Raw genomic sequence first — 17,938 nt, forward strand, 5'->3', positions numbered from 1 at the left:
GATTAACAACGATAGAGTTATAAGAAAAGGAAATGAACTTGAGTGGATGAGATGTTAGAGTATATGGATTCACTTTGATCGGTATAGGAGGAATTTTCGATGAGCAAAGGATATGTCACACAAGTTGTCGGTCCCGTCATTGATGTCAAATTTACGGTCGATGAATTACCGAAAATAAATGATGCCTTAATTGTGACTACAAATGAAAATAAGATTACCCTTGAAGTTGTTTTACATCTTGGAGATCATAAAGTAAGAACAATTGCGATGTTGGCAACAGAGGGAATTAAACGTGGCGATGAGGTCATAAATACGGGATCTCCGATTAAAGTCCCAGTAGGTGAAGCAACACTTGGACGAATTTTTAATGTGTTGGGTCAAGAAATTGATGGTAAAGCACCAATTGCTGAAAATACCAAGCGTTTACCTATCCATCGTTCAGCACCAGAATTCCGGAAATTATCAACAGAAACCGAAATTCTAGAGACAGGTATTAAAGTTGTTGATTTATTAGCTCCCTATATTAAGGGTGGTAAAATTGGATTGTTTGGCGGAGCAGGTGTTGGGAAAACAGTTTTAATCCAAGAATTGATCAATAATATTGCCTTAGAGCATGGAGGAATCTCCGTGTTCGCTGGTGTAGGAGAACGTACTCGAGAAGGAAATGACCTTTATTTTGAAATGAAGGATTCAGGCGTTATTGAAAAAACAGCCATGGTTTTTGGTCAAATGAATGAACCCCCAGGAGCACGAATGCGAGTAGCTTTAACTGGTTTGACAATGGCTGAGTATTTCCGTGATAAACAACGTCAAGATGTTTTGCTGTTTATTGACAATATTTTTCGCTTTACCCAAGCAGGTTCTGAAGTATCAGCATTATTAGGCCGGATGCCATCTGCGGTTGGGTATCAACCAACGTTGGCAACAGAGATGGGGCGATTACAAGAACGAATTACATCGACAACCCAAGGATCAGTCACATCGATTCAGGCTATTTATGTTCCAGCTGATGATTATACGGATCCAGCACCAGCAACAACATTTACCCACTTGGATGCAACAACCAGCCTTGATCGGAAACTATCAGAACAAGGTATTTATCCGGCTGTTGATCCATTGAGTTCAAGCTCTCGAGCACTTGATCCAAATGTCGTTGGTGAAGAGCACTATAAGGTAGCTCGAAATGTTCAACAAGTTTTACAACGTTATCGTGAGCTGCAAGATATTATCGCCATTTTAGGAATGGATGAGCTGTCAGATCATGATAAAGTGATTGTTGCCCGTGCCCGTCGAATTCAGTTTTTCTTATCACAAAACTTCCATGTTGCAGAACAATTTACCGATCAACCCGGTGCCTATGTTCCTGTTAAAGAAACCATTCGTGGGTTTAAGGAAATTCTAGAAGGTAAATATGATGACTTACCAGAGGATGCTTTCCGTCTAGTTGGAACGATTGATGATGTAGTGGAAAAAGCGATGGGATTAGCTGATTAGTATTGCTCTAACCACGAGGAGGGGTTAAATGACAAAAAAACTTACGGTAGAAGTTGTTACGCCAGACGGTTTAATCGTAAAAGACAAATTTGACATGGTTGTTGTCCATTCGATAAACCATGAGTTAGGCATTTTACCTGGCCACGCACCTTTAATAGCACCGTTGATCATTAGTTCCGCTCGATTAAAAACAAATAATGAATCGATGAGGGTGGCCATTGGTGGTGGTTTTATTGAAGTCGATCGAGATCATGTAACCCTACTTGCTCAATCAGCAGAGACACCGGCTAAAATAGATGTTCAACGTGCACAAAAGGCAAAAGAGCGTGCTCAGCGCCGTATTCAACAAAAACGTGATCAAGTTGATTTTCGCCGTGCCGAACTTGCATTAAAACGAGCCATAAATCGTTTAAATGTTGTTAGCGGAAATGATTAATATGAAAAACTTTAACATGGTTAAAAGCTATGTTAAAGTTTTTTTAATGAGTCAATTTTTAGTTTGTCTAAAATGATTGATCAATTCCTGATATCTTAACGATAAAATTTCAATCACGACATACTTAATTTTTCACAAACTATTTACTCAGATAGGGCAAGTGACTGCGTTAAGGAAGGTAACGAAGCATTTACGTCATCTATTTCCATTTAAGTTAGCTTAGACAACACAATACTGGGGTAATTGACTTCTGTTGTTTTGGGGACGATCCCTTTAGAAACCAAAATCTAGGCGTATTTGACAAGGATATTCGACATGATAAATTATATTTCCCGGGAAATTATAAAAATTCTAGGAGGATTCACATGATTCAGGAACTTGGGGTACAGGCATTTATGAACATAGCTTCACATATAATTTTTATGATTATCACATGGCAGGTGTTACAGGCGGTCAGATTAGATGAAATATTTAAGAAAAACCGTATTTTTGAAGCACGGGTTGTTACTATTTTTTTAACGATAGCAATCGGTTCAACTGTCAGTCATTTTTTTATTGATTTAATCCATTGGACTCAACAAATTCTTTATTTATTTTGATCAAATTCACAGTTGATTGAAGAGGGGAACAAATTCAAGATGAGCAAAGAAGGCTTTGCTAATGCGGCAATAAAATAATCGTGTATTGTCATGGAGTCCTCCATATCTATAAATGGGAAGATGAAGCTGTGGTGTTCTCTAAATTAGAGGATAATGTTGTGATTAGGAAAGCCCTTAGTTTACACTATGCATTTCTGGTAGGGCGAGTAATTGCACTAAGGAAATGACATCGTAAGAATAGATAATTTGCTTATTTAGGTCTGAAGTTTTTATGGTGGGTTATTCGTCCTATCCTAAATATTCTTTAAATGATTATCGTCTCTATCGTGGAAAAAATGAACGCAATAACATCATTGTGTGATCGGTGTTTTGCTCCTCTAGAAGTCTAAAAAAATACTAAATTTAAAATTTGGGTGTTAATTCTAGTTAAATTAGGGAAGTTTACTAATACCTGATCGTATAATATCTTTTCTTTTCGGTCAAACTGAGTACTAAAATGATTGAGGAGAAATGATAATGCGATTAATAATTCATAGTTTACTTATCTTTAGTTTGTTAGATTTATTATTACCAATTCAGGGAAAGACACCTTTAGACGAGCTGTTACATTTTGCTGAGGAACATCATTATCAAGTTGATTATGGTGAACTAACGATTAAAGAATCTTTTAAATTCGAACAATTGGATGACTTGCGTACGCATATCATTCAATCGGGTTTCACTAAAAACCAGACTGATTCAGACTTGGAGTTAGAAAAATATCAACGCCAATTGAATCAAAATCTCAATGAACAGGTAACAATTATTCAGACAGGTGACAAAAGAGAAATGACGGTTAACTACCAATTATCAGGCAATGTAGTGAAGTTATTTCAAAACAAGGAAAATTACAATTTATATAAATCATTCATTGGAACTATTTACACAAATAAGAAGCAAGATTATGCTTGTATTAGTTTGTCTGAACATGATATGATTGTAAGTGGTTATTTTTTTGAGAAATTACAAACAAATTTAAAATATGAAGAGATTGATAGACTTGAGGAACCTGATTTTATTGTGATATCTGGTTATTCAACAAAATTTAGTCAAAAGATACCTACAGAAAATGGACAGATGAATTTGCAAATCTCAGCTCGAAAAGGATCGAATGGTGAAATCACCTTTATGGTAGGCACACCAATCCTAACGACTGAATACTAATGATATATAGACTTTGAAATTAGAGGAGAATGTATCTTGGAAAAAATAATAATTAAAGGTGGCTGCCGATTATCCGGGACAGTAAAAGTTGAGGGAGCAAAGAATGCTGTCTTGCCTGTTATCGCCGCAACAATTATGGCGAGTAGTGGTGAATCAAAGATTGATAATGTACCAGCTTTAGCTGATGTGCACACAATGAAAGATGTTTTAAAACATATGAATGCTGATATAAGTTTGACAAATAATCAATTAAAGGTAAATGCTGTTAAACCTTTAATAACGGAAGCTCCATTAGAATATGTGACCAAAATGCGTGCTTCTGTCCTTGTTTTAGGTCCATTGCTGGCTCGTTATGGTCATGCCAAGGTTGCGATGCCAGGCGGATGTGCGATTGGATCTCGTCCTATTGATTTACATTTAAAAGGATTTGAAGCTTTAGGCGCTCAAGTACATGTTGGCAATGGTTATGTTGAAGTATATAAGAATAGACCTTTGAAAGGTGCGAAGGTTTATTTAGATATGCCTAGTGTGGGTGCAACAGAGAATATTATGATGGCTGCAACGCTTGCTAAAGGCAAGACAATTATTGAAAATGCGGCTAAAGAACCTGAAATTGTTGATCTCGCTAATTTTCTGAATAAAATGGGTGCCAGAGTAATTGGTGCTGGAACTGAAATAATTAAAATTTATGGTGTTGAGTCTCTGCACGGAGCAGAGCATTCTATTATTCCTGATCGTATCGAGGCAGGGACTTTTATGGTCGCTGCTGCATTGACAGGAGGAAATGTTCTTGTCGAAGGTGCAGAATTAGAACACTCACGCTCACTCATCTCTAAGATGGAGGAAATGGGTGTGATGTTCATCGAAGAACCTAAAGGAATTCGGGTAGTAGGTCCAGAAAAATTACAACCAGTTGATGTCAAGACACTTCCTTATCCTGGTTTTCCAACAGATATGCAATCACAAATGATGACCTTGATGCTTAAAGCAGAAGGTACCAGTGTAGTGACTGAGACAGTTTTTGAAAATCGTTTTATGCATGTAGAGGAATTTAGACGGATGAATGCCAATATGAAAATTGAGGGCCGTAGTGTTGTCATTGAAGGTGATAAACAATTACAAGGTGCTGAAGTGCAAGCAACTGATTTAAGAGCAGGTGCTTCGCTTGTTTTACTTGGTCTAATATCAGATGGCTATACACGAGTAACAGAATTAAAACATATTGACCGCGGTTATGTTGACTTAGTTGGGAAATTGAACGGGCTAGGTGCTGACATTGAACGAGTTGATACAGGTCAAGTCGATCTACTTTCTAAAACAGAACAACCAATCGAACAGGTTTCATCTTTATAGCATATAGAATACAAAAATAGGCTAATCATTTCCTTATAGGAGTTGATTAGCTTTTTTAATTCCCCTAAGACAGACAACAATCTTCCAAGAAGATGTTCAAAAACGATGCTCCCTCTTAGCAAAGCTGTTGTTGCATAATGAAGAATAAGTGGTACAATAACTTTTTTGAAGAAACCTGCATAAAGTAGTTCTTCCCTTACCCAGAAGGTTGATTTCAGTAATATGAGAAGTTCAAAAAGTCTCTACTCTACCTAGAAGGGCTATTTCAATGATAGGAGAAGTTCAAAAAGTCTCTACTCCTACCTAGACGGTCCATTTCAATGATAAGAGAACCTCAAAAGTCCTATCTTCTATTAAAATAGAGTTAAATATAAGATCAAGTCATGTAAAACTATCAGCAATGAGCAAGATTTCACTAGCTACGAAAGAAACGAATAAGGAAGGCAATCATCGAGTCATGGATTCCCCATTTCATAAGTAAACTATTTTACTTTATATTTACCTTTTTATGTAATAATGATGATAGTATCGATTATTTTTTGACAGAATAACAGAAGATGTGACAAATTTTTATTTTTTTCTAAATATAGGCATTTAATTGTGATATAATGAGCATTAAGGAAATATATACTGATTAGATTGCGAAGGGGGAACATCGATGAAAATTAAAAAGTTATTAAAGGTCAGTAGTCTATTAGTTTTTATAGCAATTATAGCGAGTGTTCTTAGTATGGTTGGCTTAAATTATGCAGTTGATGAAGAAAGAGAAGTCACTGAAACTCAGCTTGAATTAGAGCGTCAAGCCAACATGTTACAAGCAGCTTCCGATTATTTAACAGAACAAATTCAAAACTATGTCCAATATGGAGAAGCGAAATACGCTAATGACTATTGGCATGAAGTTAATGAAGTACAAAGACGAGAGCAAGCGATTGCCCGGCTCGAGGAGCTAGGGGTAAGTGATAGCCACTTTCAAATCTTAGAGCAAGCACAGAGTGAATCGAATGGATTAGTTGAGGTAGAAGAAGAAGCGATGCACTTAGTCGAGGAAAACGATTTTGAACAAGCAAGAGCTTTAATTTTTGGTGATGGATATGGGAGTGTGAAGGAAGAGATCACACGCTTAACAACTGAATTTATTGAAGCAATTGAAGAGGAAGCATCATCGCAGGTCAATAATGCAACACGAATGTCTCAGATGTGGATGTTGATTTCGTATGGGGCGATTATTATCCTAATCACTGTCATTGTGATTACTTTTATCTCCTTAGGGAGAAAAGTAAAAGGACTGGTCCTTATTACCGATAAATTAAAGGAATTAGCAACAAACGATGGTGATTTAACTTCACATGTTGATATAGAAAGTAAAGATGAAATTGGCGAAATTGCTGAGAGTTTCAATACGTTCGTCCAAAAAGTACGTCGAATTGTTGTTGGGCTTGCAGAAGTCTCAGAAGTTGTTGCAGCATCGTCTGAAGAATTAACGGCAACAACGGATGAAACGGCGCATGCTGCTACTGATGTTGCTCGAGTGATGGGTGAAATTTCAGATGGCGCCGATTCTCAAGCTGCAGAGACAGCAAAAGGTGCTGAAGATATTCAATACTTAGGTGAACAAATAGAATTTAACCGTCAAGTTTTACAACAATTAAATGATCAATCAACCCAAATGAATCAGATGGTTGACACAGGATTAAAAGCAGTTGATCAATTAAATCAGTCCGCAGATGAGAATGAAGCTATCTCTACTCAAGTCGCTGATACCATTACCGAGACCGATCAATCAGTAAAAGCGATTGCCAAAGCAAGTGATATGATTTTAAATATCGCTGAACAGACCAATCTACTCGCCTTAAATGCGGCGATTGAAGCTTCACGAGCCGGTGAATCGGGAAAAGGATTTGCAGTGGTAGCAGATGAAATTCGTAAACTTGCTGAAGATTCACGTAATTTCACTGATGAGATTATGAAGGTTATTAATACTTTAACAACTAAGACAGAAGGTGCTGTTCAGTTAATGGTACAAGCCAAGGATGTTGTACAGCTCCAAACAAATAGTGTGGCTCAAATGACAACACAGTTTAATACGATTAACGATGCCATTGACATGATGAAAAGCTATGTGAAAGATCTGAATACGAGCTCCAAAAAGATGGATCGACAAAAGGAAACGGTGGTTAGTGTGATTAGTAATTTATCTGCAATTTCTGAAGAGAATGCAGCAGGTACAGAAGAAGTTGCGTCAACTGTTGAAGAATTGAATGCATCTGTAGAAGAAATTGCAAATGCAAGTGAAGCTTTATCCAAACAAGCAGAAGAAATCCAAAGCAATGTGAACCAATTTAAATATTGAGAAATGAATTCTGGCGAATGACTAACTGATAGTCATTCGCCACTATTGTTTGATCGTAGGTTGTTAATAAGCAGGTTGACTTGACCATCACACCTTGGGCAAAAGTTCGCTCTATATGCCATAAACCACCCATTTCAAGCATACAAGAAGTATTCAAATGGATGAGGGGAAACAGTCAGTAAGAGTCTGATTCGTTATATGCTTGGAAAGTATGGATGATTTTAATATCGGGGTTTTTCTTATGTTTCCCAGTTCTAGAAATTGCTATCTGACATGATGGCTTAAGCCCATGTTCCTTCTCCACGACTGATTTGTGACTTGATTAATATGTAAAATAGAAAAATATTCATTTTTAATCTACTTGTCCAATTTTAAAATTTTCTAATTCAATGTATAGTTACTCTATTATTTACATAGTCTATATTGTTATTAACTTTTTTGGATTGGAGGGCTTTACGATTCGACTAAACTCAAAGAAGCGTGTTCATATTAAGCCTGTTATTGTTCTAATCACTACTCTCACGATCATTGTTCTTAGTCTACCTACCTTTATTATTATACTATTTTCTAAGGAACCTATTGAAGAATCGATAAGCGAGCCGACAAATATGGAGAGCGATCTAACGACCGAGAGTGCGGTTACTGTAAATGTAGAACGATCGGCAACAAATGAAGTGGAAGCTGTTCCGCTTGAACAGTATGTAGCTAGTGTTGTTGCCTCTGAAATGCCAGCAAACTTTGAATTAGAAGCTTTAAAAGCACAAGCCTTAGCCGCTCGGACATATATTGTTCAATACCTACTTGCGACTGGCTCTCTAGAAACTGAACAGTCGATCACAGATACAGTCCAACATCAAGTATATCGAAGTGAAGAAGAACTAAAAGAACAATGGGGAGCTGAATACCATTGGAAAATTGAGAAAATTAATGAGGCGGTACTTACAACAGCTGGACAAATTTTAACTTATGATCAAATGCCGATTACACCTGCTTTTTTCTCAACAAGTAATGGTAAGACTGAAAATGCTGAAGACTATTGGGAAAATGAACTTCCCTATCTTGTAAGTGTTGAGAGTCCGTGGGATACAGCTTCACCTGAATATTTAGACCAAAAAAGTATTCAAATCAGTGAGACAGAACAACTGCTAAATATTACATTAACAGAACCTATCAATGAACCGCGAATGACCTATACTGATAGTGGTAGAGTTCAAACAATAGAATTAGCTGGACAAATTTTTACTGGAAGAGAGATTAGAGAGAAACTTGATTTACGCTCAACTGATTTTGAGATCGAACAAAAAAATGATCATATCGTTTTTACGACAAAAGGCTATGGACATGGTGTTGGAATGAGCCAATACGGAGCTAATGGAATGGCTGAGGAAGGCAAAAACTATCAAGAAATTGTTGCCCATTACTATCATGGAATTGAAATTTCAACAGTGGATGATGTTGATTCTTCTTATCTCGCAAAAAAATAATAAATTAAATGTATAGAAATTCCTCTTTCTGATCAGAATGGTTGCTGAGGTGATGAAAATGAAAGAGGAAAAACGTGGGTTCAAGCACCACTGGAATCGGATTGTAAAGAAAAAAGGATTTTTTCCAGCACTATATCTTGTTGTCGCAGCACTCTTACTTACTGGTGTGCTATGGTATCAGAATTCGAATCGAATCTCAGAACCAAATTTAGATTCCGACTTTAATTATCAAGATGAATTACGAGGAGAAAACCCATTTGATACAAATGAACCATCAGAATCCGTTACAAACCCAGTGGAAAATGTAAGCTTGCCTGTATTATCTGAAAGTAACACGCAGATTGTCACAAAGTTTTATCAGCATGAAATTGAGCAAGAGGAGCAAGAACAAGCACTAGTATTCTACAACAATAACTACTATCAAAGTCAAGGAATTGATATTGCTGCTACAGATGAGGAACCATTACCAGTAGTTGCCGCATTAAGTGGTGAAGTTGTAGAAGTAAAAGAAGATCCATTGCTTGGTAATGTTGTACAAATTGAACACGAGCATGATGTAATCACTTACTATTCAAGTTTAACTGACGTTGAAGTTGAACCAGAACAAAAGGTATCACAGGGTGATGTTATTGCACATGCAGGCACAAGTCTATTTAGTCAAGATAAAGGTACACATGTTCATTTTGAAATTCGAAAAGATGGTCAACCTGTGGACCCAGAATCATTTCTAGATCAACCTGTTACAGATATAACTATTGAAGAAGCAACAGATGTAGCAGATGATCCAACAGATTCAGATCTAGATTCAGATTTAGACTCAGAACCAGATTCAGATTTAGACTCAGAACCAGATCCGGATCAATCAGAATCAGATCAAGAATTAGAGTCAGGGCGAACAACAACACATGCCTGACAATAAAAAAGCTCAGTACTTAATCAAAAAAGTACTGAGTTTTTTGTTTATGATAAGGAAAGGTTAGTTGGATTAGGTCTTTCATGATAAAGTCTTACTGGCCAATGAAATTGTATATAAATGGTATTTAGGCAAGCCTAAATTAATCATAAATTGACAATTTACGCTAGCGAAAAAGAATGATTCTTGTTTAAAAAACAATTACCGCTGTCGAACAAAATAGTAATTTGTCGAACGATTTAACATAAAAAGGCTTGTAAAATTATGAGAATATGTGACAATAGAGACATAGTAATTTAATTGTTTAATTGGGAGGCAATTCAATGTCACGTCGAAATTTTCCAGCACATAAAACCGATATCTGTTTTATGAATGTGGAGCAATATTTAATTTGGCTAGAATCATATGTTGATATTGAAGAACATCCTAAAAGGCTAAAAGAGTTTTTTTTGAAAACAAATGACCCATACTCACTGTGTGTTGGTTTAGAGTATTTATTAATGTATGGTTATTACACTGAACTGGATAAGCTGGTTGAAAGAAATAAGCATCATAAAAATAATCAGAATCGAGAATGGGCCTATCTTTATGAGCTAGTTATTGCTAAACAAAAACGAACTTATAAACGCAGAGAGTTACTAGAAAAAGCTCAAAGATTTAAAACAGATGATATACCTTTACAATGTATTCAACTGTTTTTTATGATCTCACTTTATTTTGACCTATTTGAGCATGAAATGTTAGCTAATAAGCTCGATATTTTATTAGAAAAAATAAAAAAGGTAAACTATCCAGTTTTAGCACCTCTTTTAAATCGACGTTTAAATCTCGTTTTATTTAATCACTACTGGATACGAAATGAGATGATATTAGCAAGAAAACATGGGTTTGAAGCGTTAGATGGGACGGATAATAGCTATCATCTAGCTAATTTACATATTAATTTAAGCCTATCTTATATATTTGAAAGTTTTGAGTCAGCAAAGTATCACCTAAATGAAGCCTTGCTAATTGCTAAAGAGAAGAATATTCCTAGAATGATTGAGATCATTAATCAACATAATATGCCCTTCATTTATGCTCATTTTAATCGCCCTGATGGTATTACAACACCAATTAAAAGTGAGCAGGCTCATTTAGCGATAGCAAAAGGTGAATTAATAACAGCTCAAAGGTTATTATCAGAAGTAACTGAAGATACACCATTCACCAAGTATTATTTGGGACGTGCTTATCAAGATCGTCGTCTGCTACTTCAATCTTATAACGAATTTTTAGAATATCGAAGGGATCATTTTTTTGCACGCCTACCCTTAACAGCATTGAAAAAGTTGTAGCTTTAGTTTATTCATAAAAAATATTAAGGAGGAAACAAGTATGTTGCGTAAATTAGCAAAAATTGCTCTCATGTCTATGATTATTACAGGATTATCAGTCATACAGCTAGATTCTACATCTTCTGTTAAGGCTGCAAAAGATCCAGAGCGCGGAGAAATCTTCAGTGATCCAGAGCGCGGAGAAATCTTCAGTGATCCAGAGCGCGGGGAAATCTTCAGTGATCCAGAGCGCGGGGAAATCTTCAGTGATCCAGAGCGCGGGGAAATCTTCAGTGATCCAGAGCGCGGGGAAATCTTCAGTGATCCAGAGCGCGGGGAAATCTTCAGTGATCCAGAGCGCGGGGAAATCTTCAGTGATCCAGAGCGCGGGGAAATCTTCAGTGATCCAGAGCGCGGAGAAATCTTCAGTGATCCAGAGCGCGGAGAAATCTTCAGTGATCCAGAGCGCGGGGAAATCTTCAGTGATCCAGAGCGCGGAGAAATCTTCAGTGATCCAGAGCGTGGAGAAATTTTCAGTGATCCAGAGCGTGGAGAAATTTTCAGTGATCCAGAACGCGGAGAAATCTTTAGAGACCCAGAACGCGGGGAAATTTTCAAAGATCCAGAGCGTGGAGAAATTTTCTAATTAATCACATTGATACAGTAAATAAAAGAAGTCGATCTTTCGAAAAAAGAGCTCGACTTCTTTTTTGTATAAGAGAAATATAGTACAATCAATGAAAACATTCAATAACCATTTGAAGAAGGTGTAAAATCATGACTATTCATTATGGAATTATCAGTACGGCACAAATTGTGCCACGATTTGTTGCAGGAGTAAAGGAAAGTCAGGATGGAGAAGTAACCGCAATTGCTTCTAGAAATTTAGATAAGGCAGAGGAAATGGCGGCAAGATTGGCTATACCTCATGCGTATGGTAGTTATCAAGAATTATATGAAGATGAAAATGTGGATGTTGTTTATGTGGCTACTTACAATAAAGGACATTATGATGCTGCAAAGCAAGCGTTGTTAGCTGGAAAACATGTCTTAGTGGAGAAGCCCTTTGTATTGAAACAGGATCAAGCCGAAGAACTATTTGATCTAGCAAAAGAAAAAAATCTATTTCTTATGGAAGCACAAAAAGCCCTATTTTTACCTATTACTAAATTGGTGAGAGAGACTATTCAGCTCGGAAAGATTGGAGCTGTAAAATATTTGCGATCAGTGACTTCTTATCCAAGTGTGGATCATATTTCATGGTTTCATTCATTAGAAGCGGGCGGGGGAGCTTTACATGGTTCAGGAAGCTATCCGTTGCAATACATGATGTATGTGATAAATTCCAGAATTGATGAAGCAGCTGGGACAGCCGTAATAAAGGCAGGACAAACGGATAGCCAATTTGATTTGAGTTTGCTTTTCGATGAAGAGGTACAAGGAAATATTTTTATTACAGTTAATTTAGATCTACCTAGCCAGTTAATCATTTATGGTGAAAAAGGGAAGATTATTATTCCTTACTTTTGGAAGACAAAGCAAGCGGAAATTTGTATAGAAGGACATTCTGAGCAGCATTATATGGAGCATCAGAGCGAATTTGTTTTTGAGATTGATCATGTCAATGAATGCCTGAAACAAGGGTTGATAGAAAGTCCAACTATGACAAAAGAAATGACATTACAAACGGTTGAGTTGGTTGAAAAATTATATCAGCAATGGACAAGTTAAAAGATTGGAAGGGACAACCAAATGTTATTTTTAACTCAAATTTTTATCTGAATGTTTATTGAGATAGATAAATTAATAAAATGAAACTTCAATTAGTGGGGGACAGGCTTACACGATGCAGACCATGCGGTGGGAGATTAAACGCACTTTTCAATGGAGTGAATAACCGCAACCACAGGTATTACTACAGGACGTGGTGGTTTTAGTCTGCGTAACTTATGCCCCACTGATTATTAAGGAACACAAGCTAATGTCTTCACACCTTAAGACTGGGATTGTGATTACCTCGCCCCACCGATTAGAGGTGATAAGTTTACAGACGGATATCTATAATAAACTCAACTATAAATGCGAAAAGTAATAATTAATAATTATCTTTGATTCCATTTAACAGTAAAACTTGAATGGCTAGAGATAGAGTAAATTGATCATCAACTCTTTTGGTGTTAATCGTGGTCAAAGCCATCAGTATTCAAAAATGTAATTGATGTTCCGTCTGCTACAAAGAGAGATTTAGTAATAGATGGGTATCAGTGTACCCTAAGTATTCACAATAATAAATCCAACTTGTTTGTGGGATATCCAATAGAATAGACTCTACTTCATCAGCTATTTTTTAAAACTATTTTTGTTTCAAAATAGGTTGGAAGTAATTTGAACGGATCTATATATTCAGATAAGGACCCACTCTTAAAGTCTATTTCTATTTTCGGGAAATATTTTAAGGGTAAATATGCTGTTTGTAAAGAAATTGGTAAACCATCTATACATCTGACACATTGCAACATATATATTTTCTCATCATGAATGAATGGATTTTTCAGAAGTCTATTTTAATGCTAGCACACCTTATTTTTCTTGTTTTAATTTTCCTGCTGAAAGGGATGTTACTACATAAATCGACCATTGGCATCATCATTCATAAGAAAAACTAGCTTCCCCGCCCAAGGAACGAAAAAAGATACGATTAAATCTTTTTTGGCTATACTCTTTTCATTAGAAGCCTTCATCAAGTCTTCCTTCTTTACGGGTATTTAAAGTACTATTATTGGAAGTTAAATACACATTAAACCTAAGGCTGTACCAATTTCAGCAATTCCAATTATACTCATATCCAAGAAAGCTGATCATACAAATTCAATGAAAAAAATGAATAGTCAAACAAAAACTTGATAGGGTACTGGAGTAAAGAGTAAAATTGAGAGGACCAACTTATATTTCAGAACCTAAGCTCGATTTATATATAAACAAACGACAAAATATTAATTGATTACGATATTAAAGAATGTAAAGGACGTTTATAACGGCTATTTTGAGAGGATTTTCAAATATTTAGAATTAGTGAGGCTGTGGTTGCTGATCTTAGCAAAAATCTTGTGAGTAAAAAACAATCCCAATAGCCGTTAGAAAGCTAAATTGACTGAATAAGCTATCAAAGGGAAAATGATATATGTCAGTTCAAATAAAAAACACAATCTAAAATAAGAGGTGATCATAATGGCTGAAAAAAGGATACTAGCGATTAGCGACATACATGGTTGCTATAATGAGCTTGTTCAACTGTTAGAGCTGTGTAACTATCAGCCTGAAACAGATCAACTTATACTGCTGGGTGATTATATTGATAGGGGACCTGAATCGAAGCAGGCGGTTGAATATGTTATAAAGCTTGTAGAAGAAGGTGCTGTTGCGCTAAGGGGAAATCATGACCAAATGTTCTTAGACTTCTTAAGTAGTGATCATTTGAAAATGATGAAACTTTATTTAGCGAACGGTGGGATTTCAACACTTAAAAACTATGTTGGTCTTGAACATTTTCAGGCAGGGGTGACAGAAGACAGCTTAAAAGCTGCTAAACAATTGATTAAGAAAACAGCTTCTGAACATGTAGCTTTTCTAACTGCGTTGCCATATTATTATGAAACGGACAAGCATTTGTTTATTCATGCTGGCATTGATCCCTCTTTAACAGATTGGCGGGAAACATCCCCTCATGACATGATTTGGATTAGGCAACAATTTTTATACAATGATCATCCTCATGATTTTACTGTTGTCCATGGGCATTCACCGACGCAATATATTCGGGGAAAGAAGGATGACGGTGTGCTTTTTGGAAATAAAAAAATTAGTATTGACGGAGCTTGTGCATATGGTGGACAATTAAATGCCTTAGTGATACTAGAAGATTCATATGAAACAGTTAACGTTAAGCAGAATAATTAGAAATCAATCCGGTTGTCACAACATCCAGATCGATCAGCCAAACTTCAAAAAGGAAGCTTTTCACTTATAACTATTGTTGAGTGGAGAGCTTCTAATTTATTTATTTTGCGTTATTTTCTTAAGTCATACGATCTAAAAAAATTCGAAAAAGATTTTTTAAAAGCATTGTGAAGAGGCTTGTTTTATATGATAATAAGGAAGGCTATCACAAAGCTTTACAATCGTTGAAAATCGTGGTCGGCTTAGGAGGTTTCTTTGTTGCTTTCTTATATACATTTTGGATTTGTAATTGTCTTACCTGTTGTTGTTGCTTCATATATGTTAATGATGGTATTAAAATCAGAGGAAGCAAAACGTTATCTATATAATGGTTTAATGATTATCTATGTGTTGTTGTTGAGTTATTTGATTTGGTTTCAAGGGTTGGGGGATGTTAGGGATCAGCTAGCCATTAACTTAGAGCCGTTTGAGACGATTAAATTATATATTCGTGCCTATCAAGCAAACACATTATCATTATCAATCATTGCCGTAAATTTGTTAGGAAATGTAGTGTTAATGTTCCCAATTGGCTTTTGGCTACATTATAAGCGCTATGGTATAGTACGGATTTTTTTATATGTTGTACTTATTCCTGTTCTGTTTGAAGGCGGACAGTTTTTACTGCACCAATTCCATGTTGTGTCACGATCAGTTGATATTGATGACTGGATTTTAAATGCTGTTGGTATTTTGCTTGGCTACATAATTAGTGCCATACATGCAAAAGTTACTCAAAAAAATAAATAGCTATGAAGAAAATGCCAACGCAATCACATTTCGATGTGGTTGTTTTTTGTCTTTTGGAAATGGCTAATTTTAGAAGGATTTGTGGATTCTATCGAGCATTTCATTCACGACTCCAAGGCGAGAAGTGGAATAGCATGTGTCTATTCTGCTTTCTGTCCTAATCCCAACCCCAACCCCAAATTCCCATGCAAAGCACGACATCCATACTTATTATTTGATAGAAATAGGGCAAGCAAAGTCAATTTATATCTATGTCATTATTACTTTAATAACATGATATGAAACATATGCTCTCAAGTAAGTACTTTTCTTAATGAACATCTTCTTCTTGCAAAAAAGCATTCGTTCACGCATAATCAGCGCCTCTAGATAATAAAATGGTACAAACGATTAAGAAGGTCTGAGGATTTTTAATTGAATTGCCAATATTTTATTCGTGCTATCCAAACTTCCCCCACCTTGACCAGACAACAAGAGGAGGCAAATGATGTGCATGATTACATTAAAGAAAGAACGATTCGAATTGGTCAATATATTATTGACACAAAAAAAACAGTTCGCACGATTGCAAAAGAATTTGGAGTTTCAAAAAGTACTGTTCACAAAGATTTAACAGATCGCCTACCTGAACTTAATCCAGCACTTGCAAAAGAAGTTAAGGAGATTCTTGAATACCACAAAGCCATTCGTCACTTAAGGGGCGGTGAAGCAACAAAACGAAAATACGAAGATAAAACAGTTCATTAGTAAGATTCGATCCTGGTCCTCTCTGCCATACATCCATTTTTTAAGACATCTGTTTTAATACCATTTACAACTATTCGCACCTTTTTTCAAAAAAATAAATGAAATTCGATTTTTAGCATAATCTAATCAAAATAGTTTATCTTTACTTAGCTATATATGTTATTATATACTATTAGAGATATGAGGAATTTAACGGAAGTTATACATAGGGAGGATCGAACTCATGTTTGCTAGAGATATTGGAATTGATCTAGGTACTGCAAATGTTTTAATTCATGTAAAAGGTAAAGGCGTTGTATTAAATGAACCCTCTGTTGTTGCGATGGATCGCACATCTGGACGTGTTTTAGAGGTTGGTGAAGAAGCTCGTCGAATGGTTGGACGAACGCCAGGAAATATAGAAGCGATTCGACCATTAAAAGATGGTGTGATTGCGGATTTTGATGTTACTGAATCTATGCTAAAATATTTTATTAATAAAATTAATGTGCGCGGCATGTTCTCTAAACCACGTATGCTTATTTGTTGTCCAACGAACATTACCAAAGTAGAACAAAAAGCAATCAAAGAAGCTGCTGAAAAATCAGGCGGTAAAAAAATCTATTTAGAAGAAGAACCTAAAGTTGCAGCAATTGGCGCAGGTATGGATATCTTCCAACCGAGTGGAAATATGGTCGTTGATATTGGTGGAGGAACAACGGATGTTGCCGTTTTATCAATGGGTGATATCGTTACAGCACAGTCAATTAAAATGGCTGGTGACAAATTCGACATGGAAATTCTAAATTATGTGAAACGTCATTACAAGCTTCTCATTGGAGAACGGACAGCTGAAGATATAAAAGTTCATGTAGCTACAGTATTCCCGGATGGTCGCAACGAGTCCATAGATATTCGTGGGCGAGACATGGTCACAGGACTGCCAAGAACGATTACGATCGAATCAAAAGAAATTGAGCAAGCTTTACGTGAATCAGTAGCTGTTATTACGCAAGCTGCGAAAAATGTCTTAGAGAAAACACCACCAGAATTATCCGCAGATATTATCGATCGAGGTGTCATTCTAACCGGTGGAGGAGCTCTTATTCATGGAATTGATCAGCTTTTATCTGAAGAACTAAAAGTTCCCGTCTTTTTAGCGGAAGAACCAATGCACTGTGTTGCAAAAGGAACAGGCTTAATGTTGGAGAATATTGATAAAATTGAGAAAAAATCAATTGTTTAATTTTTACGTAATGAAGGATAATATTTTAGCCGTGGAATGGATCTGACATGGTTAAAATTTTTACGATTA

At 36.1% G+C, this 17,938-nt stretch carries 17 protein-coding genes; 15 read left to right on the forward strand and 2 right to left on the reverse strand.

All coding sequences use genetic code 11. From position 1 onward, the window contains the following. Positions 1-99 precede the first annotated feature (99 nt). The 6 genes from atpD to ACS127_RS08280 all read left to right on the forward strand — a co-directional run bounded on the left by atpD (position 100) and on the right by ACS127_RS08280 (position 7,438). Entirely contained in the window at positions 100-1,494 is a 1,395-nt protein-coding gene (gene atpD / locus ACS127_RS08255) for a F0F1 ATP synthase subunit beta (RefSeq protein ID WP_440897943.1), read from the forward strand. Positions 1,495-1,522: 28 nt separating this feature from the next. Then, on the forward strand, positions 1,523-1,930 hold the full coding sequence (locus tag ACS127_RS08260; protein ID WP_440897944.1) for a F0F1 ATP synthase subunit epsilon: 408 nt from the start codon (positions 1,523-1,525) through the stop codon (positions 1,928-1,930). Between the two features lie 365 nt (positions 1,931-2,295). After that, positions 2,296-2,529 (forward strand): DUF1146 family protein, encoded by a 234-nt coding sequence (locus ACS127_RS08265; RefSeq protein WP_440897945.1) that lies wholly within the window; start codon positions 2,296-2,298, stop codon positions 2,527-2,529. A gap of 516 nt (positions 2,530-3,045) precedes the next feature. Continuing rightward, on the forward strand, positions 3,046-3,732 hold the full coding sequence (locus ACS127_RS08270; RefSeq protein ID WP_440897946.1) for a YwmB family TATA-box binding protein: 687 nt from the start codon (positions 3,046-3,048) through the stop codon (positions 3,730-3,732). A 36-nt stretch (positions 3,733-3,768) separates the two neighbouring features. Continuing rightward, a complete protein-coding gene (gene murA / locus ACS127_RS08275; RefSeq protein ID WP_440897947.1) occupies positions 3,769-5,085 on the forward strand; it encodes a UDP-N-acetylglucosamine 1-carboxyvinyltransferase in 1,317 nt (438 codons plus the stop codon). 658 nt (positions 5,086-5,743) lie between these two features. Beyond that, complete coding sequence (locus ACS127_RS08280; protein ID WP_440897948.1) at positions 5,744-7,438, forward strand: methyl-accepting chemotaxis protein; 1,695 nt, start codon at positions 5,744-5,746, stop codon at positions 7,436-7,438. Here the strand turns inward: ACS127_RS08280 and ACS127_RS08285 are convergent. After that, positions 7,428-7,580, reverse strand: a complete 153-nt coding sequence (locus ACS127_RS08285; protein ID WP_440897949.1) for a hypothetical protein — start codon at positions 7,578-7,580, stop codon at positions 7,428-7,430. The genes ACS127_RS08280 and ACS127_RS08285 overlap by 11 nt on opposite strands. Before the next feature lie 247 nt (positions 7,581-7,827). On the opposite strand from ACS127_RS08285, the gene spoIID reads away from it, so the two are divergent. The 5 genes from spoIID (at position 7,828) to ACS127_RS08310 (ending at position 12,882) form a co-directional block, all read left to right on the forward strand. Further along, entirely contained in the window at positions 7,828-8,922 is a 1,095-nt protein-coding gene (gene spoIID / locus ACS127_RS08290; RefSeq protein WP_440897950.1) for a stage II sporulation protein D, read from the forward strand. A gap of 52 nt (positions 8,923-8,974) precedes the next feature. Next, positions 8,975-9,835, forward strand: a complete 861-nt coding sequence (locus ACS127_RS08295) for a peptidoglycan DD-metalloendopeptidase family protein (RefSeq protein ID WP_440897951.1) — start codon at positions 8,975-8,977, stop codon at positions 9,833-9,835. Between the two features lie 323 nt (positions 9,836-10,158). Then, complete coding sequence (locus ACS127_RS08300; RefSeq protein ID WP_440897952.1) at positions 10,159-11,172, forward strand: AimR family lysis-lysogeny pheromone receptor; 1,014 nt, start codon at positions 10,159-10,161, stop codon at positions 11,170-11,172. A 40-nt stretch (positions 11,173-11,212) separates the two neighbouring features. Beyond that, positions 11,213-11,797 (forward strand): hypothetical protein, encoded by a 585-nt coding sequence (locus tag ACS127_RS08305; protein ID WP_440897953.1) that lies wholly within the window; start codon positions 11,213-11,215, stop codon positions 11,795-11,797. Positions 11,798-11,928: 131 nt separating this feature from the next. Further along, positions 11,929-12,882 carry a Gfo/Idh/MocA family protein gene (locus tag ACS127_RS08310; protein WP_440897954.1) on the forward strand — a complete coding sequence of 318 codons (954 nt, stop codon included), beginning with the start codon at positions 11,929-11,931 and terminating at the stop codon, positions 12,880-12,882. A gap of 605 nt (positions 12,883-13,487) precedes the next feature. Here ACS127_RS08310 and ACS127_RS08315 read toward each other — a convergent pair. Beyond that, entirely contained in the window at positions 13,488-13,706 is a 219-nt protein-coding gene (locus ACS127_RS08315; RefSeq protein WP_440898107.1) for a UTRA domain-containing protein, read from the reverse strand. A gap of 673 nt (positions 13,707-14,379) precedes the next feature. On the opposite strand from ACS127_RS08315, the gene ACS127_RS08320 reads away from it, so the two are divergent. From ACS127_RS08320 to ACS127_RS08335, 4 genes are all read left to right on the forward strand, one after another. After that, entirely contained in the window at positions 14,380-15,108 is a 729-nt protein-coding gene (locus ACS127_RS08320; RefSeq protein ID WP_440897955.1) for a metallophosphoesterase family protein, read from the forward strand. A gap of 258 nt (positions 15,109-15,366) precedes the next feature. After that, positions 15,367-15,897 carry a VanZ family protein gene (locus tag ACS127_RS08325; RefSeq protein WP_440897956.1) on the forward strand — a complete coding sequence of 177 codons (531 nt, stop codon included), beginning with the start codon at positions 15,367-15,369 and terminating at the stop codon, positions 15,895-15,897. Positions 15,898-16,386: 489 nt separating this feature from the next. Then, the gene (gene spoIIID, locus ACS127_RS08330) at positions 16,387-16,644 is read left to right on the forward strand and encodes a sporulation transcriptional regulator SpoIIID (RefSeq protein ID WP_440897957.1); all 258 of its coding nucleotides are present in this window, start codon (positions 16,387-16,389) and stop codon (positions 16,642-16,644) included. 223 nt (positions 16,645-16,867) lie between these two features. After that, positions 16,868-17,869 carry a rod shape-determining protein gene (locus ACS127_RS08335; protein WP_440897958.1) on the forward strand — a complete coding sequence of 334 codons (1,002 nt, stop codon included), beginning with the start codon at positions 16,868-16,870 and terminating at the stop codon, positions 17,867-17,869. Positions 17,870-17,938: the final 69 nt, after the last annotated feature.

It is taken from the genome of Amphibacillus sp. Q70, assembly GCF_052055485.1.
In the GTDB taxonomy this organism is placed as follows: domain Bacteria; phylum Bacillota; class Bacilli; order Bacillales; family Amphibacillaceae; genus Amphibacillus.

Coding starts and splice junctions, on each gene's coding strand:
- ACS127_RS08295 (WP_440897951.1), top strand. CDS start 8,975: ATGAAAATGAAAGAGGAAAAACGTGGGTTCAAGCACCACTGGAATCGG.
- ACS127_RS08265 (WP_440897945.1), top strand. CDS start 2,296: ATGATTCAGGAACTTGGGGTACAGGCATTTATGAACATAGCTTCACAT.
- ACS127_RS08320 (WP_440897955.1), top strand. CDS start 14,380: ATGGCTGAAAAAAGGATACTAGCGATTAGCGACATACATGGTTGCTAT.
- ACS127_RS08335 (WP_440897958.1), top strand. CDS start 16,868: ATGTTTGCTAGAGATATTGGAATTGATCTAGGTACTGCAAATGTTTTA.
- ACS127_RS08270 (WP_440897946.1), top strand. CDS start 3,046: ATGCGATTAATAATTCATAGTTTACTTATCTTTAGTTTGTTAGATTTA.
- ACS127_RS08260 (WP_440897944.1), top strand. CDS start 1,523: ATGACAAAAAAACTTACGGTAGAAGTTGTTACGCCAGACGGTTTAATC.
- ACS127_RS08285 (WP_440897949.1), bottom strand. CDS start 7,580: ATGCTTGAAATGGGTGGTTTATGGCATATAGAGCGAACTTTTGCCCAA.
- ACS127_RS08300 (WP_440897952.1), top strand. CDS start 10,159: ATGTCACGTCGAAATTTTCCAGCACATAAAACCGATATCTGTTTTATG.
- spoIID (WP_440897950.1), top strand. CDS start 7,828: ATGTATAGTTACTCTATTATTTACATAGTCTATATTGTTATTAACTTT.
- ACS127_RS08310 (WP_440897954.1), top strand. CDS start 11,929: ATGACTATTCATTATGGAATTATCAGTACGGCACAAATTGTGCCACGA.
- ACS127_RS08280 (WP_440897948.1), top strand. CDS start 5,744: ATGAAAATTAAAAAGTTATTAAAGGTCAGTAGTCTATTAGTTTTTATA.
- ACS127_RS08305 (WP_440897953.1), top strand. CDS start 11,213: ATGTTGCGTAAATTAGCAAAAATTGCTCTCATGTCTATGATTATTACA.
- atpD (WP_440897943.1), top strand. CDS start 100: ATGAGCAAAGGATATGTCACACAAGTTGTCGGTCCCGTCATTGATGTC.